The 24,315-nt window shown below is 63.4% G+C and carries 27 protein-coding genes and 1 pseudogene; 10 read left to right on the top strand and 18 right to left on the bottom strand.

Translation table 11 applies throughout. The annotated features are described in order from the left end of the window. The 5 genes from B3H86_RS09900 to grxC all read right to left on the bottom strand — a co-directional run. The coding region (locus B3H86_RS09900; protein ID WP_292053417.1) for an isochorismatase family protein at window positions 1-422 on the bottom strand (422 nt) is incomplete at its 3' end. A gap of 159 nt (window positions 423-581) precedes the next feature. Continuing rightward, window positions 582-1,010, bottom strand: coding sequence for a hypothetical protein (locus B3H86_RS09895; protein WP_292053415.1), 429 nt, complete (start codon window positions 1,008-1,010; stop codon window positions 582-584). Window positions 1,011-1,142: 132 nt separating this feature from the next. Further along, on the bottom strand, window positions 1,143-2,150 hold the full coding sequence (locus B3H86_RS09890; protein ID WP_292053412.1) for an isocitrate dehydrogenase: 1,008 nt from the start codon (window positions 2,148-2,150) through the stop codon (window positions 1,143-1,145). A gap of 406 nt (window positions 2,151-2,556) precedes the next feature. After that, window positions 2,557-2,949 carry a carboxymuconolactone decarboxylase family protein gene (locus B3H86_RS09885; protein ID WP_019185812.1) on the bottom strand — a complete coding sequence of 131 codons (393 nt, stop codon included), beginning with the start codon at window positions 2,947-2,949 and terminating at the stop codon, window positions 2,557-2,559. Then, complete coding sequence (gene grxC, locus B3H86_RS09880) at window positions 2,946-3,245, bottom strand: glutaredoxin 3 (protein WP_019185813.1); 300 nt, start codon at window positions 3,243-3,245, stop codon at window positions 2,946-2,948. The genes B3H86_RS09885 and grxC overlap by 4 nt, the downstream gene beginning before the upstream one ends. 282 nt (window positions 3,246-3,527) lie before the next feature. On the opposite strand from grxC, the gene B3H86_RS09875 reads away from it, so the two are divergent. From B3H86_RS09875 to B3H86_RS09865, 3 genes are all read left to right on the top strand, one after another. Next, complete coding sequence (locus B3H86_RS09875; RefSeq protein ID WP_349679854.1) at window positions 3,528-4,319, top strand: M48 family metallopeptidase; 792 nt, start codon at window positions 3,528-3,530, stop codon at window positions 4,317-4,319. Window positions 4,320-4,336: 17 nt separating this feature from the next. Next, window positions 4,337-5,233 (top strand): exonuclease domain-containing protein, encoded by an 897-nt coding sequence (locus B3H86_RS09870; protein WP_292053398.1) that lies wholly within the window; start codon window positions 4,337-4,339, stop codon window positions 5,231-5,233. Window positions 5,234-5,356: 123 nt separating this feature from the next. Next, entirely contained in the window at window positions 5,357-5,779 is a 423-nt protein-coding gene (locus B3H86_RS09865; RefSeq protein WP_292053397.1) for a DUF2147 domain-containing protein, read from the top strand. Window positions 5,780-5,845: 66 nt separating this feature from the next. On the opposite strand, the gene B3H86_RS09860 is transcribed toward B3H86_RS09865, so the two are convergent. The 4 genes from B3H86_RS09860 to B3H86_RS09845 form a co-directional block, all read right to left on the bottom strand. After that, complete coding sequence (locus B3H86_RS09860) at window positions 5,846-6,535, bottom strand: LrgB family protein (RefSeq protein ID WP_292053395.1); 690 nt, start codon at window positions 6,533-6,535, stop codon at window positions 5,846-5,848. Beyond that, window positions 6,532-6,909: a CidA/LrgA family protein gene (locus B3H86_RS09855; RefSeq protein ID WP_292053394.1), complete on the bottom strand. Its 378-nt coding sequence runs from the start codon at window positions 6,907-6,909 to the stop codon at window positions 6,532-6,534. The genes B3H86_RS09860 and B3H86_RS09855 overlap by 4 nt, the downstream gene beginning before the upstream one ends. A 3-nt stretch (window positions 6,910-6,912) precedes the next feature. After that, window positions 6,913-8,736: an aminopeptidase P family protein gene (locus B3H86_RS09850; RefSeq protein ID WP_292053393.1), complete on the bottom strand. Its 1,824-nt coding sequence runs from the start codon at window positions 8,734-8,736 to the stop codon at window positions 6,913-6,915. 95 nt (window positions 8,737-8,831) lie between these two features. Continuing rightward, window positions 8,832-9,701, bottom strand: a complete 870-nt coding sequence (locus B3H86_RS09845) for a 50S ribosomal protein L11 methyltransferase (protein ID WP_292053392.1) — start codon at window positions 9,699-9,701, stop codon at window positions 8,832-8,834. Window positions 9,702-9,787: 86 nt separating this feature from the next. Here B3H86_RS09845 and B3H86_RS09840 point away from each other — a divergent pair, with 86 nt between their 5' ends. Continuing rightward, window positions 9,788-10,411: a hypothetical protein gene (locus B3H86_RS09840; RefSeq protein WP_292053391.1), complete on the top strand. Its 624-nt coding sequence runs from the start codon at window positions 9,788-9,790 to the stop codon at window positions 10,409-10,411. Between the two features lie 75 nt (window positions 10,412-10,486). Here B3H86_RS09840 and B3H86_RS09835 read toward each other — a convergent pair whose 3' ends face one another. Continuing rightward, window positions 10,487-10,693 (bottom strand): DUF3126 family protein, encoded by a 207-nt coding sequence (locus tag B3H86_RS09835; RefSeq protein ID WP_292053390.1) that lies wholly within the window; start codon window positions 10,691-10,693, stop codon window positions 10,487-10,489. A 105-nt stretch (window positions 10,694-10,798) separates the two neighbouring features. After that, on the bottom strand, window positions 10,799-11,635 hold the full coding sequence (gene cysE / locus B3H86_RS09830; RefSeq protein WP_292053388.1) for a serine O-acetyltransferase: 837 nt from the start codon (window positions 11,633-11,635) through the stop codon (window positions 10,799-10,801). 149 nt (window positions 11,636-11,784) lie between these two features. On the opposite strand from cysE, the gene B3H86_RS09825 reads away from it, so the two are divergent. Then, window positions 11,785-12,384 carry a nitroreductase family protein gene (locus B3H86_RS09825; protein WP_292053386.1) on the top strand — a complete coding sequence of 200 codons (600 nt, stop codon included), beginning with the start codon at window positions 11,785-11,787 and terminating at the stop codon, window positions 12,382-12,384. A 75-nt stretch (window positions 12,385-12,459) separates the two neighbouring features. Here B3H86_RS09825 and B3H86_RS09820 read toward each other — a convergent pair whose 3' ends face one another. The 4 genes from B3H86_RS09820 to B3H86_RS09805 all read right to left on the bottom strand — a co-directional run bounded on the left by B3H86_RS09820 (window position 12,460) and on the right by B3H86_RS09805 (window position 15,102). Next, complete coding sequence (locus B3H86_RS09820; protein WP_292053384.1) at window positions 12,460-12,786, bottom strand: hypothetical protein; 327 nt, start codon at window positions 12,784-12,786, stop codon at window positions 12,460-12,462. A gap of 101 nt (window positions 12,787-12,887) precedes the next feature. Continuing rightward, the gene (gene rsgA, locus B3H86_RS09815) at window positions 12,888-13,967 is read right to left on the bottom strand and encodes a ribosome small subunit-dependent GTPase A (RefSeq protein WP_292053383.1); all 1,080 of its coding nucleotides are present in this window, start codon (window positions 13,965-13,967) and stop codon (window positions 12,888-12,890) included. Window positions 13,968-14,001: 34 nt separating this feature from the next. Then, window positions 14,002-14,463, bottom strand: coding sequence for a preQ(1) synthase (gene queF / locus B3H86_RS09810; protein WP_292053380.1), 462 nt, complete (start codon window positions 14,461-14,463; stop codon window positions 14,002-14,004). Between the two features lie 216 nt (window positions 14,464-14,679). Then, window positions 14,680-15,102, bottom strand: a complete 423-nt coding sequence (locus tag B3H86_RS09805) for a DUF805 domain-containing protein (RefSeq protein WP_292053378.1) — start codon at window positions 15,100-15,102, stop codon at window positions 14,680-14,682. A gap of 228 nt (window positions 15,103-15,330) precedes the next feature. Between B3H86_RS09805 and B3H86_RS09800 the strand changes: the two genes are divergently transcribed. From B3H86_RS09800 to B3H86_RS09790, 3 genes are all read left to right on the top strand, one after another. Then, window positions 15,331-16,257: an NAD(P)H-dependent flavin oxidoreductase gene (locus B3H86_RS09800; protein ID WP_292053376.1), complete on the top strand. Its 927-nt coding sequence runs from the start codon at window positions 15,331-15,333 to the stop codon at window positions 16,255-16,257. A gap of 37 nt (window positions 16,258-16,294) precedes the next feature. Beyond that, a complete protein-coding gene (locus B3H86_RS09795) occupies window positions 16,295-16,981 on the top strand; it encodes a TorF family putative porin (protein WP_292053374.1) in 687 nt (228 codons plus the stop codon). Between the two features lie 114 nt (window positions 16,982-17,095). After that, window positions 17,096-17,788 carry an outer membrane beta-barrel protein gene (locus tag B3H86_RS09790; protein WP_292053372.1) on the top strand — a complete coding sequence of 231 codons (693 nt, stop codon included), beginning with the start codon at window positions 17,096-17,098 and terminating at the stop codon, window positions 17,786-17,788. A gap of 33 nt (window positions 17,789-17,821) precedes the next feature. Here B3H86_RS09790 and B3H86_RS09785 read toward each other — a convergent pair whose 3' ends face one another. The 3 genes from B3H86_RS09785 to B3H86_RS09775 form a co-directional block, all read right to left on the bottom strand. Beyond that, entirely contained in the window at window positions 17,822-19,009 is a 1,188-nt protein-coding gene (locus tag B3H86_RS09785) for a mechanosensitive ion channel family protein (protein ID WP_292053370.1), read from the bottom strand. Between the two features lie 124 nt (window positions 19,010-19,133). After that, complete coding sequence (locus tag B3H86_RS09780) at window positions 19,134-20,297, bottom strand: cystathionine gamma-synthase (RefSeq protein WP_292053366.1); 1,164 nt, start codon at window positions 20,295-20,297, stop codon at window positions 19,134-19,136. A gap of 4 nt (window positions 20,298-20,301) precedes the next feature. Continuing rightward, complete coding sequence (locus B3H86_RS09775) at window positions 20,302-21,705, bottom strand: cystathionine beta-synthase (protein WP_292053364.1); 1,404 nt, start codon at window positions 21,703-21,705, stop codon at window positions 20,302-20,304. A gap of 112 nt (window positions 21,706-21,817) precedes the next feature. Here B3H86_RS09775 and rnr point away from each other — a divergent pair, with 112 nt between their 5' ends. Together rnr and B3H86_RS09765 are read left to right on the top strand one after the other, a co-directional pair. After that, window positions 21,818-24,133 carry a ribonuclease R gene (gene rnr, locus B3H86_RS09770; protein ID WP_292053362.1) on the top strand — a complete coding sequence of 772 codons (2,316 nt, stop codon included), beginning with the start codon at window positions 21,818-21,820 and terminating at the stop codon, window positions 24,131-24,133. Then, a pseudogene (locus B3H86_RS09765) lies at window positions 24,130-24,315 on the top strand (NUDIX hydrolase); the annotation flags it as partial. The gene rnr and the pseudogene B3H86_RS09765, both read left to right, overlap by 4 nt.

The raw sequence follows: 24,315 nt of genomic DNA, 5'->3' as shown, positions 1-24,315 counted from the left end.
ACGCTGACGTTGTCCTTCTGGATGACGGTTTCGCCACTGCGCGGCTGCATGTCGCGATGGAAGGCGACGTTGACACTCCCCTGCGCGAACAGCGGCGCGCCCGCCGGCAGCACATGCTGCACGTGGATGACGCGGATGCCGTGGGCATCGGCGAAGTCGACCACGCGGCGGGTCTGGCGCAGTGCGGCCATGCCGTCGGGAATGACCATGCGGCCGCCGGCGAAACCTGGCGCGGCACGGGCATCGAAGTATTCGTTCTGGAAGTCGATCACCAGCACCGCGGTCTTCGCTGCGTCGAGCGAGGCGGGCACCGGGGCACCCGCCATGTGGCGGATGGTGGGATGGGACGGTTCAGCGGCAACAACCGGAGCGGTGGCAGCCATGCCGATCAGGCTGGCCAGGCCGAAGGCCGTGAGGTTCATGGGACGACTCCTGTGCGATGGAAAGTGGGCACAGGATGCGAGGCGGATGGCGCACGAACCAGCCATGGAGTGACACATGATCTGTGCAGATTTCGAACAGACCGTTCGTGTGGAGTCGCGCCAGGCACGACTGCTTTTCGTTTGGGCGCCCGTAAACGATCAGCCGCGCAGGGCTCGACTCGACGACGCCAGCGTGACGCCATTGAGCCGCACGATCACCGCGTCCTTTCGCCCTGGCACCACCTCGGCAGCGTTGCTGCCAGCGCGCACGGCACGTTCCAGTCCCGCCGGGTACTTCACCGGCACCCCTGCGAGGGTCTGCACATGCGCTGCCCCATTCTTGCCCCTGATGATGAACTCCGCGCAGGCGCCCTCCAGCCGGTACACCGGCGCCTCCGCCGGATATTCGATCAACTGCAGCGCGCGCGCTTCGCTGTGCCGCAGGTTGCGGATGGAGACCCCATGCGTCCGCAGGCGACGCAACGCGCGCTGCGAACGGGACCAGGGCCAGCAGAAGACGAAGTAGATGCCTACGCCAATCGCATAGACGGCAACAGCCGCCACCACCCACACAGCCGCATCAGGCATCTGCAAAAATCCTGTCGGTGAAAAGCCGCACTTTAAAACGCAGACGGGCCGTACAAGGACGGCCCGTCTTCAACAATGCGCAGCGTTGCCTGGCTACCGCCTGGGACAGCACCCAGCAAGAGCGCCGGCCGCTTACAGGCGGCTGGCGATGGCCTGGGCGAAGCCCATGGTGTTGCCGGTGCCACCCAGGTCGCCGGTCAGCGAGTCCTTGGCTTCCAGCGTGGCCACGATGGCCTTGCGCAGGCGCTCGGCGTTGTCGACCTGGCCGACATGGTCCAGCATCTGTGCGGCGGCCAGCAGCAGCGCGCACGGATTGGCCTTGCCCTGGCCGGCGATGTCCGGCGCGGTGCCGTGCACGGCTTCGAAGATCGCCGCGTTCTCACCGATGTTGGCGCCCGGGGCCAGGCCCAGGCCGCCGACCAGACCGGCACACAGGTCGGAGATGATGTCGCCGAACAGGTTGGTGGTCACGATCACATCGAACTGTTCCGGACGCATCACCAGCTGCATGCAGCAGTTGTCGACGATCATTTCCTGGAACTCGATGTCCGGGTACTTGGCGGCCACTTCACGCGCCACGGCCAGGAACAGGCCCGAGGTCGACTTGATGATGTTGGCCTTGTGCACGGCGGTGACCTTCTTGCGGCCGGTGCTGCGGGCCAGCTCGAAGGCGTAGCGCACGATGCGCTCGGAGCCCTTGCGGGTGATGCGGGTGCCGGAGAAGGCGGTCTCGCCATCGGCCGACACTTCCTGGCCTTCGGCCAGGTACGCGCCTTCGGTGTTCTCACGGACGGTGATCAGGTCCACGCCGTCGCCGAAACGCGACTTGGTGTTCGGGAAGGACACCGCCGGACGCACGTTGGCGTACAGGTCGAAGTGGCGACGCAGGCTGACGTTGATCGAGGTGAAGCCACCACCGACCGGCGTGGTCAGCGGGCTCTTCAGCGCGATCTTGTTGCGTGCGATCGACTCCAGCGTGGCCGCCGGCATCAGATCGCCGTGCTTCTCCAGCGCGACCAGGCCCGCGTCGGCGTCTTCATATTCAAAGCCGGTGTCCAGCTTGCCGAGCACGAACAGGGTAGCGTCCATGATCTCCGGGCCGATGCCGTCACCGCGGATGACCGTGATTTTCTGCGTCATTGATGTGTATTCCGAACCGAGGGGGGAGCGCCATCCGTGAGGTGCGCGAAGCGCGGGCGCAAGGGAAGTTTCATCGGCAATTATGCCTTACCCGCCCGATGGACCCCAAATGGGCCATTGGTCTTAGGCGGGCAAGGCAGCATTGCCCGCGCATTCCCCCTCTCCCCGCGCCGTTGGCGCGCCGCCATCAACAGAAGGGGGCTGTGCTCAAGACACGCGATCGGTAGTGCCGGCCGCTGGCCGGCAACCAGGGGTGGGCTGAACGACGGGGTAGCCACCGACCGTTGGTCGGTGGAACGGGATCTAGAACATGAACAGCGCACTGCCGGGCGCCGATATCGTCGGGGCGCCCAAGCAGCCGACCAACGGTCGGCTCTACCTCGGTGGGGCCGGGTCGGCCCCGACCTCAATGCTCGTGAACGGCCGGCGCTTCGGCACCGCCTTCGAGCTGGTCCAGGAAATCGACCGCGCGGCGCAGGTGCGGGATCACGATCGAGCCGCCGACCACCAGGCCGACCGAGAAGGTCTCGAAGAACTCCTCACGGGTCACGCCGGCGTCCTTGCACTGGGCCACGTGGTAGCTGATGCAGTCATCGCAGCGCAGCACCATCGAGGCGACCAGGCCCAGCAGCTCCTTGGTCTTCACATCCAGCGCGCCGGCCTGGTAGGTCTGGGTGTCCAGCGCGAAGAAGCGGCGCACGACCTGGTTGGGTTCGCCCAGGATGCGCTGATTCATGCGCTGGCGGAACTCGGTGAATTCGGCGATACGGTCCTTGCTGCCGTCGTCGGCCGCGCTCATGCCGGGTCCTGCCCGGCCAGCAACGGCTCCAGCTTGCCAGCACGGTGCAGCGCCATCATGTCGTCGTAGCCGCCCACATGGACCTCACCGACGAAGATCTGCGGCACGCTGGTGCGGCGGGTCTTGGCCATCATCTTCTCGCGCTCGACAGGGTCCAGGTCGATCCGGACCTCCGTCCAGTCGCGGCCCTTGCTCTTCAGGAAGTTCTTGGCGGCCACGCAGTACGGGCACACCGCGGTCGAGTAGATGGTGATGGCGGGAGCGCCACCGGGGGTGGAAACAGCATCTTGGCTCACGGGAAACTCCACAGCGGAACGTTGGTCTGTATATGGTAGCGGTCCGCTGGATTTTCCACGTCACCGTCGCAACACTGTGGTTTAACTGCAGGTTGCACTGGCCCTGTCACGCTGTCGTCCGCCTTCCCCCAGGAGCTCCGTTTGCGCCCTCTGCTGCTCTCTGCCGCCTTGACCCTGGCCCTGGCCGTACCGCTGGCCGGGGCCCAGGAAAGCAAGCTGCCGGACATCGGTTCTTCGGCCGGCGAGCTGCTGACCCCGGCACGGCAGGCCGAATACGGCGGGATGATGCTGCGCGAACTGCGCAACTATGGGTACCTGCTCGATGACCCGCTGGTCGATGACTGGCTGCAGACCATGGGCGCCCGGCTGGGCTCCAACAGCGCCCAGCCACGCCAGTCCTACACCTTCTTCATGCTCAAGGACCGGCAGATCAATGCCTTCGCGACCCTGGGCGGTTACATCGGGGTCAATGCGGGCCTGGTACTGACCGCCGAGCGCGAGGACGAGGTCGCCGCGGTGCTGTCCCACGAAATCGCCCACGTCACCCAGCAGCACGTGCTGCGCGGCGTCGAGCGCGCACAGCGCGACCAGATCCCGATCCTGCTCGGCATGCTTGCCGCGATCGTGGCCGCGCAGCAGGCCGGCGGCAACTCCTCCGGTGACGCCACCATGGCCGCGATCACTTCGGGCATGGGGTTGATGCAGCAGCGCCAGATCAATTACACCCGCTCCAACGAATCCGAGGCCGACCGCCTGGGCATCCGCACCCTGGCCCGCAGCGGCTATGACGTGGATGCCATGGCCGGCTTCTTCGAGCGCATGTCCGCCTCGATGCGTGGCAACCAGGGGGGCTACAGCGTCCCGGACTTCCTGCAGACCCACCCGGTCACCACCACCCGCATCAGCGAGGCCAAGGCCCGCGCCGAAAGCCTTGGGGCAAAAGTCTCGGGTTCCGTTTCCAAAAAAACGGATTATTTGGTCGCCGGTCCCGGTGCAGGTTCCAAATTGAAGGATGCGGAGAAGCACGGGGTCAAGGTTCTGACCGAGGACGAATGGCTCGCCCTCATCGGGTGATCTATCGGGGTTGAGCTATGCGTGCCGTCGCCATCGACTTTGAAACCGCCAACGAGCGTCGCGCCAGCGCATGCTCGATCGGTCTGGCGTGGATTGAGGACGGTCGCGTGGTGGATCGCGAGACCCATCTGATCCGACCGCCGGAAATGCGGTTCGCGCCGGTGAACATCCGCATTCACGGCATCACCCCCGACATGGTCGAGGATTCGCCGGAGTTCCCCGACGTTCTGGCCTCGCTGCGCGAACGGATCGGCACCTGTGACATGGTGCTGGCTCACAATGCGGGCTTTGACATGAGCGTGGTGCGCGCCAGTTGCGACGCCTATTCGCTGTCCTATCCCGAGTTCGACTATCTCTGCACCGTCAAGGTGGCGCAGCGGGTCTGGGCCGAACTGGGGACGGCGCGTCTGAACGCCCTTGGTGACCATCTGGGCATAGCGTTCAAACACCACGACGCCGGCGAGGATGCCTATGTCTGCGCCGAGGTCGCGCTGGCGGCCATGCGTCTGCGCGAGGCGACGAACCTGCACGAGCTGGCCAAGATCACGCAGGTCGGCATCGGTCGCATGAGTTCGGCGGGCTATTCGGCCTGTTCGGCCCCGCGTCAGGCCCGCGCCCGCTCTATCGCGAACGCCAAACCCTATTCCGATGTGTTCCGTCCGGTTCCCGGCATGCCCTTGTCGATGCAGGGCAAGCGGGTGGTATTCTCGGGCCAACTGTCACGCTTCTCTCGGTCCGAAGCCCAGGAAATTGCAGGACGTTTCGGTGCGCGTGTCATGGCTTCGGTCAATGCCAAAACCGACTGGGTTGTGGTCGGCAACGGGGCGGGCTCGAAACTGGACCGCGCCCGCCATCTGGGGTTGAAGCTGCTTTCCGAAGCCGACTTCATGGACCTGATTACCGTCAAATCTTGACGTAAGGTACGGTTTTCAAAACATAAAACAGCGCGATTTTAGGTCTTGTTTATATCGCATTCCGGGATCACCTTGCGTGCTAACGGATCCTTCTCCCCGTGATCCGATCTGGGAGTGAACACCATGAAGACCAAGATTTTCGCCGCCGCTGTTCTGGCCGCCTCCGTCCTCGCCGCCCCCGCTCTGGCGGGTGATCCGACCGGTCTGTGGCAGACCCCGACCAACGGCGGCCAGGTCCGCATCGAGCGTTGCGGCAATGCCCTGTGCGGCACTCTGGTCACTTCGGCGGCCATCCGCGCAAATCCGGGCCAGCTGGATGTCAAGAACAAGGACGAGGCCCAGCGCGGTCGCACCCTGCGCGGCCTTCGCATGCTGTCCGGCTTCACCGGCGGTCCGACCGAATGGCGCGGCGGCTCGGTCTATAACCCCGAGGATGGCGGCACCTATCGCGGCACCATCACCATGACCAATGACAACACCCTGCGTCTGCGCGGCTGCATCGTCGCCCCGCTGTGCAAGACCCAGACCTGGACCCGCGTCCAATAAGGCTTTTCCTCTCAGGAAAAATGCCGAAGGCCCTCGTGGAGTAATCCACGGGGGCTTTTTATGGCCTCATATCAAGCCGACGATGATCGACAGCAGTGCCGCCGTCATGACCGCATTCAGCGCCATGCCCAGCCCCGCATAGGCCCCGGCCACATCGCTGACCTGAAAGGCCCGGGCCGAGCCGACGCCGTGGGCCGAGACTCCGACGGCAAAGCCGCGAACCCGATAGTCCCGCATCCTCATGGCGTTCATCAAGGGCGTGGCGATCATGGCCCCCAGCACGCCGGAAAACACGATAATCACCGCCGCCAGCGCCGGAATGCCGCCAAGCGTTTCAGCCACCGCCATGCCGACGGGCGATGTCGCCGCGCGCGGTGCCATACTGGCCATTACGGCCCCGGGCGCGCCTAAAACCCAGACGATCCCTACAGCCGAAACGATAGCCGTCAGAGATCCTGCCATGAGAGCCAGCGCCAGAGGCAGCGCCAACCGGCGGATGGTCGCCCGCTGTGCCCAGATCGGAACGGCCATACAGACCACCGCCGGACCCAGCAGGAAGGTGATGGAACGGGTCGCATCGGCATAGACGGCATAGGGTGTGCGCGTCGACCACAGGGCCGCGATCAACACAGGAACCGACCACAGCACCGGATGCAGCAGGGGCGGACGGCCGAACCGCTTTGACAGACGGTCAAATCCCGCAAAGACCACAAGGGTCGCGGTCATCCATAACAGGGTCACGAAGGGATCGTTCATGGCACTCTGCCTTCCTCCGCTCCGCCCTCGTCAGGCTTGAATCGGCGTATGGCCCATACGAACACCAGTGCCGTCACGGCCATCGTCAGCACCGTGGACACCACCGTCGCCAGCACGATCGCCAGCCCGTGCGCCTTAAGGATCGGCCATTCCTGCATCACCCCCACCGCGGCGGGGACAAACAGGATGGCCATATGCGTCGTCAGCCAGCCCGTCACCGCTTCCAGTGACGGGCGCTCACGACGCACAAGCCCCAGATAGGCCAGCAACAGCCCCATGCCGATGACCGCCCCCGGTATCGGCACGCCGAGGAACCGATGGGCCGCCTCGCCCGCCAGTTGGCAGGCCAGCAAAAGGGCTATGGCTGAGAGCATCGGTTACAGCGGACGCGTCTGCTCTTTCAGCCACGCCAGCGCGGCCTCGTCCTTCTGCACGCCCTCGGCCAGCAGCGGACCGACCTTGGCCAGAACCTCGGCGTGATAGTCGTCAACATACTGGCGCTCCTGCGGGGTCAGCAGGTTCACATCGATCAGCTTGCGGTCCAGCGGGGCCAGCGTCAGCTGCTCGAAACCGTGGAAGGCACGCTCGCCGCCTTCCGGCACCGACGGCGCGGTGACGACCTGAAGCGTCTCGATACGGATGCCCCACTCGCCTTCGCGATAATAGCCCGGCTCGTTCGACAGGATCATGCCGGTCAGCAGCGGCTGGGTCGTGCCCCAGTTGGCGATGCGCTGCGGACCTTCGTGGACGCCGAGGTATGAGCCGACGCCGTGGCCCGTGCCGTGGTCATAGTCAAAGCCGGCATTCCACAGATGCTGGCGAGCAATGGCATCCAGATGCATGCCCGAAACGCCCTGCGGGAAGCGGATGGTCGCCATGGCGATGTGGCCCTTGAGAACCAGCGTGAACATGCGGCGCTGTTCGTCCGTGCCTTCACCGATGGCCATGGTGCGGGTGACGTCGGTCGTGCCGTCCAGATACTGGCCGCCGCCGTCCACCAGCAGCAGGCTGCCCTGCTCCATCTTGCGGATCTTGGCCCCAACCGGCTTGTAGTGCGGCAGGGCACCGTTGGCGGCGACACCGGCGATGGTGTCGAACGACAGGTCTTTCAGCTCGCCCGTCGCCTCGCGGAAACGCTCAAGCGCTTCGACTACGCCGCGCTCGTCGGGCAGTTCCTTCTGCGCGACCGTATCGACCCAGTGCAGGAAGCGCGTCAGCGCGGCCCCGTCACGGATGTGGGCGCGGCGGCTACCCTCGATCTCGACCTCGTTCTTGCAGGCGCGCGGGATGGCGCACGGGTCCATGGCGCGGACGATAGTGGCTCCCGCCTGTTCCAGCGCCTCGAAATAGAAGGCCGAGGAGATCGACGGGTCGATCACCACCTTCTGGCCTGACAGCGAAGCGAGGGCTTCAGGCAGGGCTTCGGGCGCTTCCAGCGTCACCTCATTGCCCAGCCATGCGGGCAGACCCTCGGTCACCTTGGCCGGATCGAGGAAGACGCGAGCCGAACCGTCGGCGCGCAGGATCGCCTGCCCCAGCGGCAGTGGCGAGCGGATCACGTCACCGCCACGGATGTTGAACAGCCATGCCAGCGACGACGGGGCGGTCAGCACAGCGGCGTCCGCGCCCTTGGCGGCGATGTCCTTGCCGATGCGGGCGCGCTTGGACGCGGCGCTCTCACCGGAGAATTCTTCGGGGTGCGGCACGACGGGTGCCTGCGGCTGGCTCGGGCGGTCGGTCCATGCCAGATCAATCGGATTGGCATCGACTGCCTTCAGCGAACCACCGGCCTTTTCAACGGCGGCACGCAGGCCCGTCAGCGCATCGGGGCTGTGCAGACGCGGATCATAGCCGATCACCTGACCGGACTTCACATTGGCCGACAGCCAGTCGTTCAGCCCCGCCAGCGACACACGCTCGAACAGGGCCTCGTCGGTCTGGGCCTTGACCTGAACCGTATAGCGGCCATCGACGAAAACCGCCGCCTTGTCCGACAGCACCACGCCCGCGCCCGCCGATCCGGTAAAGCCCGTCACCCACGCCAGACGCTCGTTCGCATCGGGCAGGTATTCGTTCTGGTGCTCGTCCTCGTGCGGGACCAGCAGGCCGTCGAGGCCCTGCCTTGCCATTTCCGCGCGCACCAGCGGCAGGTGCTTTGCGCCAAACGAAGGATCGGTGGTTTCGTCGAAATGCTGTCTCATGCCCCATGACTACGCCTGCCGAACGACAGGTTCCAGAGGCGAAGGCAGGTTTTCAGCCAATAAAAAACGGGGGCCGAATCCCCCGTTCCAGAACCTTAGGCCTTGCGCAGCTGCAGGGCCGACCAGGCGTCGTTGTGGATGGTCTGTTCCACCACAAAACCCAGCGGGCGATAGGCATCGAGGATGCGCTCTTCCTGCGTCTTGAGCAGGCCCGACAGGATGGCCACGCCGCCCTTCTTCAGCGACTGGGCGATTTCCGGTGCCAGTTCCACCAGCGGAGCGGCCAGAATATTGGCGAACACCAGGTCGTACGGCATGTGCTGGGCGACGCGGGCGTCGTTCAGGCCGCTGGCGAAATAGAACTCGCACTTGGCGTCGTTGATCTCGGCGTTTTCGTTGGCGATGCGGGCCGAGGCCTCGTCGATGTCGGTGCCGACGGCGATCGGCGTGCCGGTCTTGGCCGCAGCGATGGCCAGAACGCCCGTGCCGCAGCCGACGTCCAGAACCTTTTCAAAGGTTTCGCCCTTGCCCAGCAGTACGTCGAACGCCTCGAGGCAGCCGACGGTGGTGCCGTGGTGGCCCGTACCGAAGGCGGCACCGGCGTCGATCTTGAGAGTCACGCGGCCCTCGGGAATCTTGCCCTGATCGTGCGCGCCGTAAACGAAGAAGCGACCGGCCTCGACCGGCGGCAGGCCCGACAGGCTCATGGCCAGCCAGTCCGCATCGGCCAGTTTCTCGACGATCACTTCCAGACCCTCGACGGCGCGCATGTGGGCCTCGATGCCCTTGGCTTCCTCGTCGGTGGTGGGGAAGGCGTCGATGCGCCAGATGCCCTTGTCCTCATCCTCTTCGAGGATCGAATAGGTCGCGCCTTCCAGCAGGACGTCGGCGTCGATCGCCGCCGCCGCCGCCTCGGCCGGGGTGCGCAGACCGCGGGCAATCACCTGAAGAGCAGATTCCGACATTTCCAAAAACCAACGATATGATAACAACAGAAGATTAAAGCGGGTGGACTGAGTCCCGCCACTGACAGCCAAGGTTTGGGGATCACATGGCCAAAGCACCGACGAAAAACCCCGCCACGCCCAAGGCGGCAGCAACCACTTCCAAGCCCAAGGCGGCTGCGAAGTCGACCGCTTCTGCCGCAAAAGCGGCTTCGGATGAAGTAAAAACGACAAAGGCCAAGGCCGCGCCCAAGGCAACGGCTGCAAAAACCGCCGCGGCCAAACCCGCAGCAGCGCCCAAGGCTGCGGCACCAAAGTCGACCGCCGCCAAGAAACCGTCTGCGGCCAAGGCCCCTGCCACCAAGGCTGCGGCACCCAAGGCAACCGCCGCCAAACCCGCTGCAGGCAAGGCTGCCGCCACCAAGAAACCCGCCGCCGCCAAGGCCCCTGCTGCGGCCAAGGCTCGCACCACCGGCACCAAGTCCAAGGCCGCACCCAAAAGCGAATTGGCAGCTACGGTAGAAGAAAAACCCGCCGCCCTGGTCGCCGCCCCGGAATCTGGCGACGGCAAGGATGGCAAACCCACCCCGACCCAGACCCCGGTTCCCGAACCGAAACTGGTCGCCACCGCCAATGAGCCGACGCCGGAACCCGTTTCGACCGGCACTGTGGCCACGCCCGAAGCCAAAAAGCCCGGCTGGTTTGCCCGCATCTTCCTCGGCAAAAAATAAGTCGCGTACCGAAATACAGAAAGGGCCGGTGGCAAACGCCACCGGCCCTTTCCTATTCCGTCAGAGACGAAGACCTCAGTCTTCGAGGTCTTCCGCCAGAATGGCCATTTCGAACATGAACGAGCCGGCTTCGTCTTCGTCTTCGAACACCACGCCGACGAACTCGTCATCGACATAAACCTCGGCGGAGTCGGCCACTTTACGGGCCTTCACCTTGATACCACCGTGGTTGAAGGTGCGCTTCAGGTGGGTCTCGACGCGCTTGAGATCGGATTCTTTCACGGGGATGGCCTCGGTTAAACGTTAGCGGCGGAACCTAAAGGTCAGGCAGGCGGAAGAAAAGCCTGCATATCGCCGCGTCCACAGGGACGCGACGAACACGGGTCACTAGATCACATAGTCATAGACCACATCCGCAAGGGTGTGGTCCATCGTGCGGGCGGGCGAAGCCTCGGTCGGACAGTTGACCAGACGGGCCGGAACACCCGCAACAGTACAACCGCTTGGAACGGGCTTCAGCACCACCGAACCGGAAGCGACCTTGGCGTAATCACCGATTTCGATATTGCCCAGTACCTTGGCACCGGCTCCCAGCAGCACGCCACGTCCGATCTTGGGGTGACGGTCGCCCCGCTCGGCCCCCGTACCGCCCAGCGTTACCGCGTGCAGCATGGACACTTCGTCGCCGACGACAGCCGTTTCACCGATCACAATGCCGGTGCCGTGGTCGATAAAGACGCCCGACCCGATCCTGGCCGCCGGATGGATATCCAACTGGAACAATTCGGAAATGCGGCTCTGGAAATGGAAGGCCAGGGTATCGCGGCCTTCTTCCCACAGCCAGTGCGCCACGCGCCACGCCTGTAGCGACTGATAGCCTTTGAAATACAGGAAGGGTTGCAGGAGCGTGCGGATCGCCGGATCACGTTCCTCCACCGCCAGCAGATCGGCTTCGGCAGCACGGATAATCGACGGGTCAGACGTCATGGCCGCCAACGCGACCTCGCGAACCGTCATAGCTCCCAGCTCGGAATCACCCAGCTTGCGGGCGATTTGAAAGCTGAGCGCACCCGCCAGATCCTCGTGCGACAGAATTACCGAATTCAGATGCGAGGCCAGTTGCGGCTCAGCGCGCGCAGCATCCTCTGCGGCACGGCGCAGCGAAACCCAAACGCCCTTGGGGTCCGGTCCCTTGGTGGGAGATACGATTTCCAACTTGGCCATGCTTCGTCCTTCGTCAGCCCCCATCTTACGCTGCCGCCGCGCGCGACACCAGTTTACGCTGGCTGAAACGGTTCTTTGATCGTGTCGTCGCCGATCTTTCTTATGACTTTGATATGGTAACTGACGTCTGCATTTCCTAGCTGTCAGTCATGACCGACATTCAATCGCCCGCGCTTACCCTGCCCGTCCGTTCGCAAGAGCTGCTTGACCGGCTGGCCATCCGCCGCTCTGCACCCGCACAGCAGTTGGCCGCTCCGGCCCCTTCCGGCAAAGAGCTGGAAACGCTTCTGTCGCTGTCTCTGCGTACGCCCGACCACGGCAAACTGGCACCGTGGAGACTGGTCGTCCTCGGCCCGCAGACCCGGGCCGATATTGTCGCAAATCTCACGGCCATGACCGAACGCCTGCCTGATCCGGTAAAGGGCAAAGCGGTGCTGTCGAAGCTGGCCAATCCGCCGCTGACCATCCTTGTCGTCTCCAGCCCTGTGCACGGCCACAAGGTCCCCGTCTGGGAACAGGAACTCTCGGCAGGCGCGGTGTGCATGAACATCGAACACGCCGCCAATGCGCTGGGTTATAGCGCCAGCTGGATCACCGACTGGTACAGTTTCGATGCCGAGGCACTGGATGTTCTGGGCGTGAAGACCGGTGAAAAAGTCGCCGGTTTCATCCACATCGGCACCTTGCCCGAGGCCCCGCTGGAACGCCCCCGCCCGACCGTTGACCAGCGGGTGGAAATACTGCCCTGATCGCATCAGGCGATCGCAGGCATGAAAAACGGGCCGCAGTTTCATACTGCGACCCGTTCCTGAAAGCCCTTGGGCTCAGGCTTCTTCCCCGCCAGCCTCTTCGGCGGCGAATTCCTCGGCGGTGACGTACTCGGCACCTTCAGCGTCCAGCACCCACAGACCCAGGAAGGTCTCGTGCTCCGGCGTCAGGTCCTCGTCGATCACGTCACCCTTGTACAGGCCGACGCTGCTGTAATCGAACTCCAGCTGCAGTTCTTCGGCCAGCTCGACCAGCTCTTCGGCCAGACGGCGCGAATAGCCGATGACTTCGGATTCATTGGCGAACTCGTCGGTCAGGGTGTTGACCTCGGCGTTCTCGTTACCCTCGGTCGCAGTGGTGATGACAATCGTATAGGCGGTCATTTTGGGGTGTCTTTCCTGACTTTAAGTCCGTCGAACCCGTTACGGGCGCAAGCAGGCTTATTGAAGGCTTTGGTACGGGCGCGGCTCGCCCGTACCTGTCCTTATTCCTTGGACCCGCGATAGTTCCGCTTGGTCGCGCGATAGTGTTTCTGCGAGGCGGCCAGACGGCGTTTTTCCGCGTCGCGGGCCACACGGTCGATCTTTTCCTTGGCCTCGGCCATTTCCAGACGCAGTTGCACGAAATGCGTCCAGCGATCCTGTGTCAGTTCGCCCGACTTCATCGCGGCCTGAACGGCACAGCCCGGCTCGCTGACGTGACTGCAATTGCTGAATTTGCATTGCGTCATCAGCTCTTCGACATCGTCGAAGACCTCGGCCACGCCCTCCTCGTTGTCCAGAAGGCCGACCTCGCGGATGCCCGGCGTGTCGATCAGCATGCCGCCCGACGGCAGCACGATCAGTTCGCGGTGGCTGGTGGTGTGACGGCCCTGATCGTCGGTCTCGCGCACCTCACGGGTGACCATGCGGTCCTCGTCCAGCAGGGTGTTCACCAGCGTAGACTTGCCCACACCGCTTGATCCGATCAGCACGCAGGTCTGGCCCAGCTGAACGTGCGACAGGAAATCATCCAGCCCCTCGCCCGTGCGCGCCGATACCGGCACCACGGCGATGCCGCTGTCCAGTTCCTTGATCTCCGCGATCCGGTCGTCTGCATCCTCGACCAGATCGGCCTTGGTCAGCACCACCACCGGCCGCGCCCCGCTCTGGCGCACGGCGGCCAGATAGCGCTGGATGCGGCGCGGATTCATGTCGGCATTCAGCGAGGTGACGATGAAGGCCACATCGACATTGGCGGCGATGATCTGGGTCGCGCGCGAGGCATCCTCGATGGCACGGCGTACCAGTGCCGATTTGCGTGGCAGGATGGCCTGGACCGTGCCGATACCGGCCTGTTCATCCATCAGAAGCGCCACCCAGTCGCCCACGCACGGCTGGCCGATATCATCGGCCTCGTGCAGCAGGCGGCCCGTCGGGCGCGCCGTTACGGGACCGTCTTCGGTGACGACCGTATAGCTGCCGCGTTGCTGCAGCACGACGCGTCCGGCGATGAAGCCGGAACGCGCGTATTTGTCTTCAAAGGCCTTGGCGAAATGATCCGACCAGCCGAACCGCTCGATCATCGCACGCTCCGCATCGTGACGGCGCAGGCGCGCATCAGCCGCGACCGCGATAGGTCGGCACGCCCTGCTCGGGGATCCATACGCCTTCCGGTGCCGGACCCGACTGCCAGAACACGTCGATCGGGATACCGCCGCGCGGATACCAATAGCCGCCGATACGCAGCCACTTGGGTTGCAGCAGGTCGTTCAGGCGACGGCCGATCGAGACGGTGCAGTCCTCGTGGAAAGCACCGTGATTGCGGAACGAGGTCAGGTACAGCTTCAGCGACTTGGACTCGACCAGCCAGTCACCGGGAATGTAGTCGATGACGATGTGGGCAAAGTCCGGCTGGCCCGTCACGGGGCACAGGCTGGTGAACTCGGGCGCGGTGAAGCGCGCGACATACATCGTGTCGTTGTGCGGGTTCGGCACCCGCTCCAGCACGGCCTCTTCGGGATTGGTCGGGGCCGCGATCTGCGTACCGAGCTGCGACAGGCCGTCTGTGTAGTGCGACATGGAATACCGTCTATCTGATCGTGTTATGCGCCGCGCGGCCAAACAGCCTGCCAATGACGCAACAAATTTGGATCACCACATAGGATGAGACGGCTTCAGGTTCAAATCATTGCCGTGATCGGCAAACGAGGCGGTTCATAAATCCCGTTCGCCAAGATCGCTCACCTCCAACAGTTCGCAAGCGATAGAGCTGTCGGAGGTGATCGTTACGCTTACCTAAAGCGCGGCAGCCTGCCCTTCGGCACCGTCATCAAACGGATACTGGCGCGGGCCGAAATTGTTCTGGCCGGACTTCGCGGGCAAAACGCCCAGACCGATGAACACGATAGCGCACACAAACGGGACCATCATCAACAGCCCCCACAGGCCGGACTTGTTCAGATCATGCAGGCGTCTCACGATCAATGAGACGAACATGACCAGCGCATAGATCCACGCCGCAGCACAGGCGATGATCACGGCTATCAAAGCCAACTGCCCAGCGAGAGGCTTGGGCAGATAGGTGAGATTCGCTGCAATCGACAGCGCGACGACACTCAGGTTGATTGCAATCTGCCAAACCAATACGCCCAGCCAATATTGGCGGCGACGGATACGATGGCTGAACGACGGCTTCAGAAGCCAGGAAAGACCGGACATTACTCAAACTAGATTTTTACAGATAAATCATACACATATGGGTCATATTTAAGCTTAACAATAGGGATTTCATCAACGCCCTGTCAGGCGGGGCACATATCCCCAGCGCTTTTGTTCTTTTGCGTATCCGGCCCGCGATTCAGGTCCGCCCGGTCCAACTTGATCTCAGCCGTTGCGCGTCGGGATCATCGTGTTACCCGTAAAGGTGTAGAACTACGGAGCCCTCGCATGACCATTCCCGCATCATTGCAAAAAGGGCTGAAACTGCCCGTGATCGTTTCGCCGATGTTTCTGGTGTCCGGGCCGGATCTGGTGGTCGAAGCGTGCAACAGCGGGGTGATCGGCACCTTCCCGTCGCTGAACCAGCGCACGACCGAGGGCTATCGGGACTGGCTGAAGGACATCAAGTCGCGGCTTAACCCCGATGCGGCGGCCTTTGGCGTCAACCACATCGTTCACAACACCAATGCCCGCCTGATGGCCGACCTTGCCGTCACCATCGAGGAAGAGGTGCCGCTGGTCATCACCTCGCTGGGGGCCGTGGCCGATGTGGTGAAGGCGGTTCAGGGCTATGGCGGCAAGGTGTTCCATGACATCGCCACCGTGCGCCACGCGCAAAAGGCCGCCGAGGCGGGCGTGGACGGTCTTATTCTCGTATCGGGCGGGGCCGGCGGCCATGCGGGCATCATCAACCCGTTCGCCCTGATCAACGAGGTCCGCAGCTTCTATGACGGGACCATCATTCTGGCGGGCGCGATTTCCACCGGACAGGACGTGGCGGCGGCCCTGATGATGGGGGCCGACTTCGCCTATATGGGCACCCGCTTCATCAACACGGCCGAGGCACAGGCCGATGCGCGTTACAAGCAGATGATCATCGACAGCGGCGCGACGGACATTGTCCACACCCCCGCTGTCTCGGGCATTCCCGCCAACTTCATGACCAAATCCCTGGTTGATAACGGCATCGATCCGCGCACCCTGCCTGAACACAAGCTGGATATGGGTGACGAGGCGCGGGCCTGGAAAACCGTCTGGTCTGCCGGTCATGGCGTGGGTGCCATCCATGATGTCCTGCCCACGGCACAGTTGGTCGCTCGGTTGACGGACGAATTTTCAATCGCCTGTTCGCAATTTGACACAAAACGGCGTTAACCCGCGCACATCCTATTCTCGACGCTTTGGAGCCCCCATGCGCCTGAACGCCTCCCCCCTGTCGTTTGCCCTGCTGGCAGCCGCCCTCACCCTGCCCGCCACCGCCCAGGCCCAGTCGTGGGACGTCAGCATCGGAGCCGGTACCGACAACCGTTCCAAGGACGCCTCGAAGTCTGACGGCAATCCCTTTGTCTGGGGCGAGGCCCTGTGGGTCAGCGCCGACGGCTTCTTCTATGCCGGACCTGCCTTCGAGACGATCAAGAGCAATGGCTCCAATGTCGAGGTCGAGATTGGCGGCGGCATCCGTCCGCAATGGGCAGGCTTCGATTTCGACCTGAACGCCACGCACAAATGGCGTCTGGATTCCAATCCGGGCGTCGATGACGATGCGTGGGAGTTCACCGCCGATATGAAGCGTTCCATCGGTCCGGCCAGTGCGCGACTGCGCCTGCAGCACTCGCCCGACGGCGCAGGCTCGGTGAAGCAATGGACGTGGGTGTCGGCCCGCGCGGGCTGGGACCTGACCGAAAAGCTGAACGCCAGCGCCGAGCTGGGCTATCGCGACCAGACCAACTCCGTAAGCTACACCGGCTACAATGTCGGCGTCTCCTACCTGCTGACCCGGGATCTGGAACTGGACTTGCGCTATCACGGCACCGACGCCAAACAGCCGGGCGAACAATACAAGGATGCGCTGGTCGCAACCGTCGCCTACGCCTTCTGACCATTACAGACGGCTCCTTCGGGGGCCGTTTCCATTTTTAAGTAGTTTCAACAGGTTGTGTTGAAACAACAGCAAAGCTACCCCGCGCGTCCATTTCAGTACCGCGGAGTACCCATGCGCCTGCATTCCACCCTGATCGCCCTTGCCCTCGCAGCCGCCGCTGCGGCTCCGGCCAGCGTCGCCCAAGCCCAGTCCGGCACCTTCAACTTCGCCGTCGGCGCAGGTTCGGACAACCGCCAACGCGACATCTCCAAGTCCGAAGGCAAGGCCTATACCTGGGGTCGCGGCACCTGGAACTCCGACAGCAACCGTTTCTACGCGCAGGCCGCCTATGAGACGCTGGACATGGGCGGTGCCGACCTCGGTCTGGCGGCCTTCACCGGCATCCGTCAGGAAGTGCTCGGCTGGAACGGTGACTTCCAGGTCAGCTACAAGGCGCTGGTCGATGCCAACGCCGGTTTCGACGACGAAACCTATGAAGCCAAGATCGACCTGACCCGCACCTTCGGTACCACCCGCACCCGCCTGCGTGCCGAATATTCGCCGGACGGTCTGGGCGTGACCGAAGAGTGGGTCTGGGTGTCGGCCTATGCCGCGTATCCGCTGACCCGCACCCTGTCGGTCTCGGGCGAGATCGGTTACCGCGATCAGGAAAACAACGTCAGCTATGTCGGCGCCAATATCGGTGCCACCTATGCCATCACGCCGAAGCTGGGCGTGGACGTGCGCTGGCACGGCACCGACGCCGACATTCCGGTCAAGGCCCACAAGGACAGCGTGGTCGCTGGCCTGACCTACAGCTTCTGATCATGGAAAAGGGGGCCGACAGGCCCCCTTTTTTTAGGCCTCGCGGCCCAATGCCTTGAACACGGCAGCCATATCGGCCCCTGTCGGTTGCTGGGCCAACCTGAGACCGAACTCCGGCAGGATCGCCAGCAGGTGATCGAATATATCGCCTTGAATGGCCTCATAGCCCGCCCACGCCGTTGTCGATGTGAAGCAGTAGATTTCCAGCGGCAGGCCCCTCTCTGTAGGGGCCATCTGCCGGACCAGTTGCGTCATATGCTGGCTGATGCGCGGGTGGTTTTTCAGATAGTGCTGCACATAGGCGCGGAAGGTGCCCAGATTGGTCGCGCGGCGCGTGTTCACCGGATCGCGGCCACTCTCCACCAACTGGCGGTTCCAGTCATCCAGCTCCTGCGCCTTGGTCGCCAGATAGTCGTCGATCAGCATGATACGGCGCATTTTCTCGCGCTCTTCGGTTGTCAGAAAGCGCACGCTGTTCTGATCTATCAGCAGTGAACGCTTGATGCGGCGGCCACCGCTGTCCTGCATCCCGCGCCAGTTCTTGTAGGGTTCGTTGATCAGTCGCCACGTCGGGATGGTGGTGATGGTCTTGTCCCAGTTCTGAACCTTGACCGTGTGGAGCGCGATGTCGATCACATCGCCGTCGGCGCTCATCTGGGGCATCTCTATCCAGTCGCCGACCCGCAGCATGTCATTCGAGTTCAGCTGGACCGACGCCACCAGCGACAGGATGGTATCCTTGAACACCAGCATCAGCACCGCCGCCAGCGCCCCCAGGCCCGACAGCAGCAGCAGCGGCGAACGGTCGATCAGGGTGGCGATCACCAGAATGGTGGCAATGGCAAAGAAGACCAGCTTCACCACCTGCAAATAGCCCTTGATGCTCTTGCGGTGCGCGCGTTCGGTGCGGTTATACAGGGCATTGGCCATGTCCAGCGCGCTGGCGATCGCCAGCACAACGGCCACAATCGTGAACGCCCCCGCGACATTGCGGATCAGATTGGCCGCGACCGGTGCCAGATGCGGTACAGAGCCAATGCCGAACTGGATCACCAGCGAGGGGACAACCCGCGCCAGATTGCGCACCACAGGACGCAGCAGCACATCCAGATCATCCGTCTTCAGCCCGACGATCTTGAGCAGGACACGCGTCAGCAGACGCCTGACAACAAAGTCGGCAATAAAGGCAATCAGGGCGAGGATAAGGAGACCGACTGCCATTTCGGCAGTGGGATATTCGGCTAATCGGGCGCGCAGGGCGTCGTATTGCAGCATCCCTAAAGACTAGGGGCCGGAGTTCCTTTCGTGAACCCCGGCCCCTTGAAGCATCACACAGATGTCAGGATCAGGACAGGGCCTGATCCAGATCGGCGATCAGATCGTCGATGTCCTCGACGCCCACCGACAGGCGGATCAGGCTGTCGGTCACGCCGCTGGCCTCGCGCACATCCTTGGGGATGGAGGCGTGGGTCATGATGGCCGGATGGTTCACAAGGCTTTCGACACCGCCCAGCGATTCCGCCAGCGTGAACACGCGAACGCGCTCCAGAACGCGCTTGGTACGTTCCAGATCGCCGTCGATCACCACCGACACCATGCCGCCGAAACCGCCCGTCATCTGGGCCTTGGCCAGCTCATGCTGCGGGTGGCTTTCCAGACCCGGATAGATGACCTTCTTCACGCCCTCGCGGTTTTCCAGCCACTGGGCCAGCTTCAGGGCGTTGTCGCAGTGCGCCTTCATGCGAAGCGCCAGCGTTTTCAGGCCACGGTTCACAAGAAACGCGTCGAACGGGCCCATAACGCCGCCGATGGAGTTCTGCAGGAACTTCAGTTCGGCCGCCATTTCCGGCGTCTTGGCGATCAGCACACCACCGACCACGTCCGAGTGGCCGTTCAGGTACTTCGTCGCCGAGTGCATGACGATGTCCGCGCCCAGCGCCAGCGGCTGCTGGCAATAGGGCGAGGCGAAGGTGTTATCGACCACGAGGATCAGGTTGTGCGCCTTGGCGATCTTCGACAGAGCGGCGATGTCGGCCAGCTTCATCATCGGATTGGTCGGCGTTTCGACCCACAGCATGCGGGTCTTTTCGGTGATGGCCGCCTCGACCGCCGCAAGATCGCTCAGGTCCACATAGCTGAAGTCCAGACCCATCGAGCGACGGCGCACACGCTCGAACAAGCGCCACGAACCACCGTACAGGTCGTCGCCCGTGACGATGTGCGATCCGGCCTCCAGCAGTTCCAGCGCCGTCGAGGTCGCCGCCATGCCAGAGCCGAAACCAAAGGCCTGAACGCCGCCCTCAAGGTCCGCGATACAGGCCTCGAACGCCATGCGTGTAGGGTTCTTGCCGCGGGCGTACTCGAAGCCCTTGTTCACGCCTGGGCTTTCCTGCGCATAGGTCGAGGTGGCGTAGATCGGCACCATCACCGCGCCGGTCGTGGGGTCAGGCTCCTGCCCCGCATGGATGGCGCGGGTCGAAAAGCCCTGATGATTTTTCTTTTCAGTCATAAGCTTAACGGTTCAGGCTGAGGTGGTTGATCAGGTCGGCGCGGGTGATCAGGCCCACGAACTTCTCGCCGTCCAGCACAATGGCCACGCGGTCGCGATCAAACAGCGGGATCAGGGCGTCGAGGTCCTCGCTGACCTGCACCGTGTCCAGATCGCGCGTCATGGCGGTGTTCACCTGTTTGGCGAAACGCTCCTTGCGGGTGATCTCGTCGGTGTTCATCAGGTGCACGATGTCGCTTTCGTCAACGATGCCGACCAGACGGCCGTCCTGAATAACCGGGAGCTGCGACACGTCGCTGCCGCGCATACGCTTGAAGGCGGTGTCGATGGTGTCTTCCGGACCGACGACGACCACATCGCCCTTTTCGTATTTACGGGTGATCAGGTCCGACAGGTTGCCCTTGATCTCGCGCTCGGTCAGGCCCTGATCGGCCAGCCAGGTGTCGTTATAGACCTTGGACAGATACTTGGCGCCGGTGTCGCACACGAAGGTGACGATGGTCTTGGGCTCTGTCTGCTCCTTGCACCAGCGGATTGCCGCCGCAATCAGGCAGCCCGAAGACGAGCCCGCCAGAATACCTTCCTTCAGCAGAAGCTCGCGCGCGGTGGCGATCGATTCAGCGTCAGGGATAGAATAGGCTTTGTCCACGAGGCCGATATCAGCGGTGTCGGGCACAAAGTTTTGCCCGATACCCTCGACCGTATAGGAGCCGTCAGGGCCCGGTTTGCCTTCGTTGACGATTCCCGCAAGGCCCGAACCGACAGGGTCAGCCAACAGAATTTCTGCCTTGGAGCCCTTTGACTTTAGATATCGTGCGATACCGGTGATGGTGCCGCCCGATCCGATACCGGCCACAAAGGCGTCAATGTCGCCTCCGGTCTGTTCCCAGATCTCCGGTCCGGTCGATTTGAAGTGGGCTTCGGAGTTCGCGTCGTTGGCGAATTGGTTGACGTAATAGGCCCCCGGAATCTGCTGGGCCAGACGCTCGGCCATGTCGGTGTAATATTCCGGATGGCCGTGCGGAACGTCCGAACGGGTCAGGCGAACATCGGCGCCCATCGCGCGCAGGTGCTGGATTTTCTCCTTCGACATCTTGTCCGGAATAACCAGCAAGACGTTGTAACCCTTTTGTTTTCCGACCAGCGTCAGCGCCAGGCCGGTGTTACCGGCGGTGGCTTCCACAATGGTGCCGCCCGGTTGCAGCAGGCCCGACTGCTCGGCCGCTTCGATCATGTTCAGGGCGATACGGTCCTTGATGGAGCCGCCCGGATTCTGGCTTTCCATTTTGATCAACAGGCGACACTTGCCGGTATCCAGCTTGGTCACCTCGACCATCGGCGTGTTGCCGATCAGGTCCAGCAGCGACTTCGAAGGACGGGACAAAGAGGGCGTGTCGGTCAGCGACATGGGAATTCTGGCTCCGAAAAGGATAGTGACCGCAGGCTGAAGCCGTCAGGCTTCGCGGTCAACTTGTGCAAGTTTTCACCTTTTCATCGAAAAGCGCGTTATTGAGGGCGTAATGGCTAAAACTCCCAAGCGCCCGACCGCGGGCCTCCCCGATAAAGACACCCTCCTCGCCTTCCTGCGCGAAGCCGGAGAGGCCGAGAAATCCGACATCGCCCGTGCCTTTGGCCTGAAGGGCGTGGAACGGCGCATGCTGCGCGAAATGCTGCGTGAGCTGGAGGCCGAGGGCAAACTCGGCAAGCGCGGCCGCAAGGGCTTTGCCGAGGCCGGCACCCTGCCCCCCGTCGGCGTGGTCGATGTGGTAGCCCGCACCGACGACGGCGAGATGATCGTCCAGCTGGTCAAGGGTGACGCCGATGCGCCTCAGGCTGTGCTGGTGGCCGACAAGGACCGCCGTGGTCCGGCCCCTGCTCTGGGCGACCGCCTTCTGGTCAAGTTCAGCCGTGTGGCCGATGGCTATGAAGCCCGCATGGTCAAGAAGCTGGACTCCGAAGGCACCAAGATGCTGGGCGTGGTCCGCAAGGGCCACCGCGAGGTCCGCATCGAGCCGGTGGACAAGAAGGACAAGGAATTCCTCGTCATCCCCGCCGCTCTGGCCGAGGGATTGAAGGAAGGCGATCTGGTTCTGGCCGCCGCCGAGAAGCGCGAGGGCCGTTACGGTCCCAAGCGCGGCAAGGTGCTAGAACACATCGGCCGTGAGGACGATCCCCGCGCCGCCTCCATCATCGCCATCTATCAGAACAACATCCCCGTCGGCTTCTCGCAGGCCGTCGAGGACGAGGCGAACAATCAGGAACTGCCGTCCCTCAAGGGCCGCGAGGACCTGCGCCACATCCCCTTCGTCACCATCGACCCGCAGGACGCGCGCGACCACGACGACGCCGTCTATGCCGAGCGCGACACCGATGAGAAAAACCCTGACGGCTGGGTGGTCTGGGTCGCCATCGCCGACGTTGCCGCCTATGTGCGCCCGAACACGGCGCTGGACCGCGAGGCCCGCGCCAAGGGCAACTCGACCTACTTCCCCGACCGCGTGGAACCCATGCTGCCGGAAGTGCTGTCGAACGGCCTGTGCAGCCTGAAACAGGGCGAGAACCGCGCCACAATGGCGGTGCGGATGGTGTTCGACAAAACCGGCACCAAGATCGGCCACAAATTCACGCGCGGCCTGATGCGGTCGCACGCCAAGCTGTCCTACGAACAGGCGCAGGCCGCCATTGACGGCCAGCCGGACGACACCACCGGCCCGATCATGGATACGATCCTGTATCCGCTGTGGAACGCCTATGCCTGTATGCTGAAGGGCCGCGAGCGCCGCGCCCCTCTGGCCATCGAGAGCCTTGAGCGCCGCGTGCAGATGTCGCCCGACGGCGGCATCAAGGCCATCCTGCCGCGCCAGTCGCTGGAAGCGCACCGCCTGATCGAAGAGATGATGGTGCAGGCCAATGTCTGCGCCGCCGAAACGCTGGAAAAGGCGCGCATCCCCCTGATCTACCGCGTTCACGAGACGCCCAGTCAGGAAAAGATCTTCAACCTGTCCGACTTCCTGCACACCATCGGCAAGAGCTGGGCCAAGGGCGAGGCCCCGACCACCAAGCGCTTCAACAAGCTGCTGGACGAGATCAAGGACACCCCGCATGCCGAGGTCGTCAATGAAGTGGTCCTGCGCACCCAGATGCAGGCCTTCTATACGCCGTCGAACGTGGGCCACTTCGGCCTCAACCTCGACCGCTATGCCCACTTCACCTCGCCGATCCGCCGCTATGCCGACCTGATGGTCCACCGTGGCCTGATCCGCGCGAACGGCTTTGGCGATGACGGCCTGACCGACCGCGAGATGGCCGAACTGGAAGGGATCGCCGAGCACATCACCGACACCGAGCGCCGCTCGATGGCGGCGGAACGTGCGGCGATGGACCGCTATATCGCCGCCTTCCTCGAGGACCGCGTGGGGGCCGTGTTTACGGGCCGCATCACGGGCGTCACCCGCTTTGGCCTGTTCATCCGTCTGGACGAAACGGGCGCGGACGGTCTGGTGCCGGTGTCTTCGCTGGGTGACGAATATTTCGTCCACGACGACCGCACCCACGCCCTTGTGGGCGAGCGGTCGGGCAAGCGTTATCCGCTGGGCCTGAATGTCGAGGTGCTGCTGGCCGAGGCCACGCCGATCACCGGCGGTCTGGTGTTCCAGATGATGTCGGATCCGGCCCCGCGTGACCCGAACGCAGCCATGCCGCGTCTGGGCATGCGTGGCCGCAACCAGAAGGGTGGCAGCTTCAAGGGCAATGGCAAGGGCAAGTCCGCCCGCGCCCGCAACGGCGGCAAGCCTCTGGGCGGCCTGAAAGGCGTCCGCAAGGGCAAGCGCAAGTGAGCGAACCGTTCGACGCCCAGATGGACCTGCGGGACGCCGCCAACGTCGGGAGCCGCCAACGCCCCCGCGATGCGGCGACCCTGATCCTGACGCGCGGCGGACGGAACCTTGAAGTCCTGATGGGCCGCCGCGCCGACAGCCATGTTTTTATGGCCAATAAATGGGTCTTTCCCGGTGGCCGT

The sequence above is a fragment of the Brevundimonas sp. UBA5866 genome, from assembly GCF_002432125.1.
GTDB lineage: Bacteria > Pseudomonadota > Alphaproteobacteria > Caulobacterales > Caulobacteraceae > Brevundimonas.
This window is presented reverse-complemented; position numbering and strand designations above follow the sequence as displayed.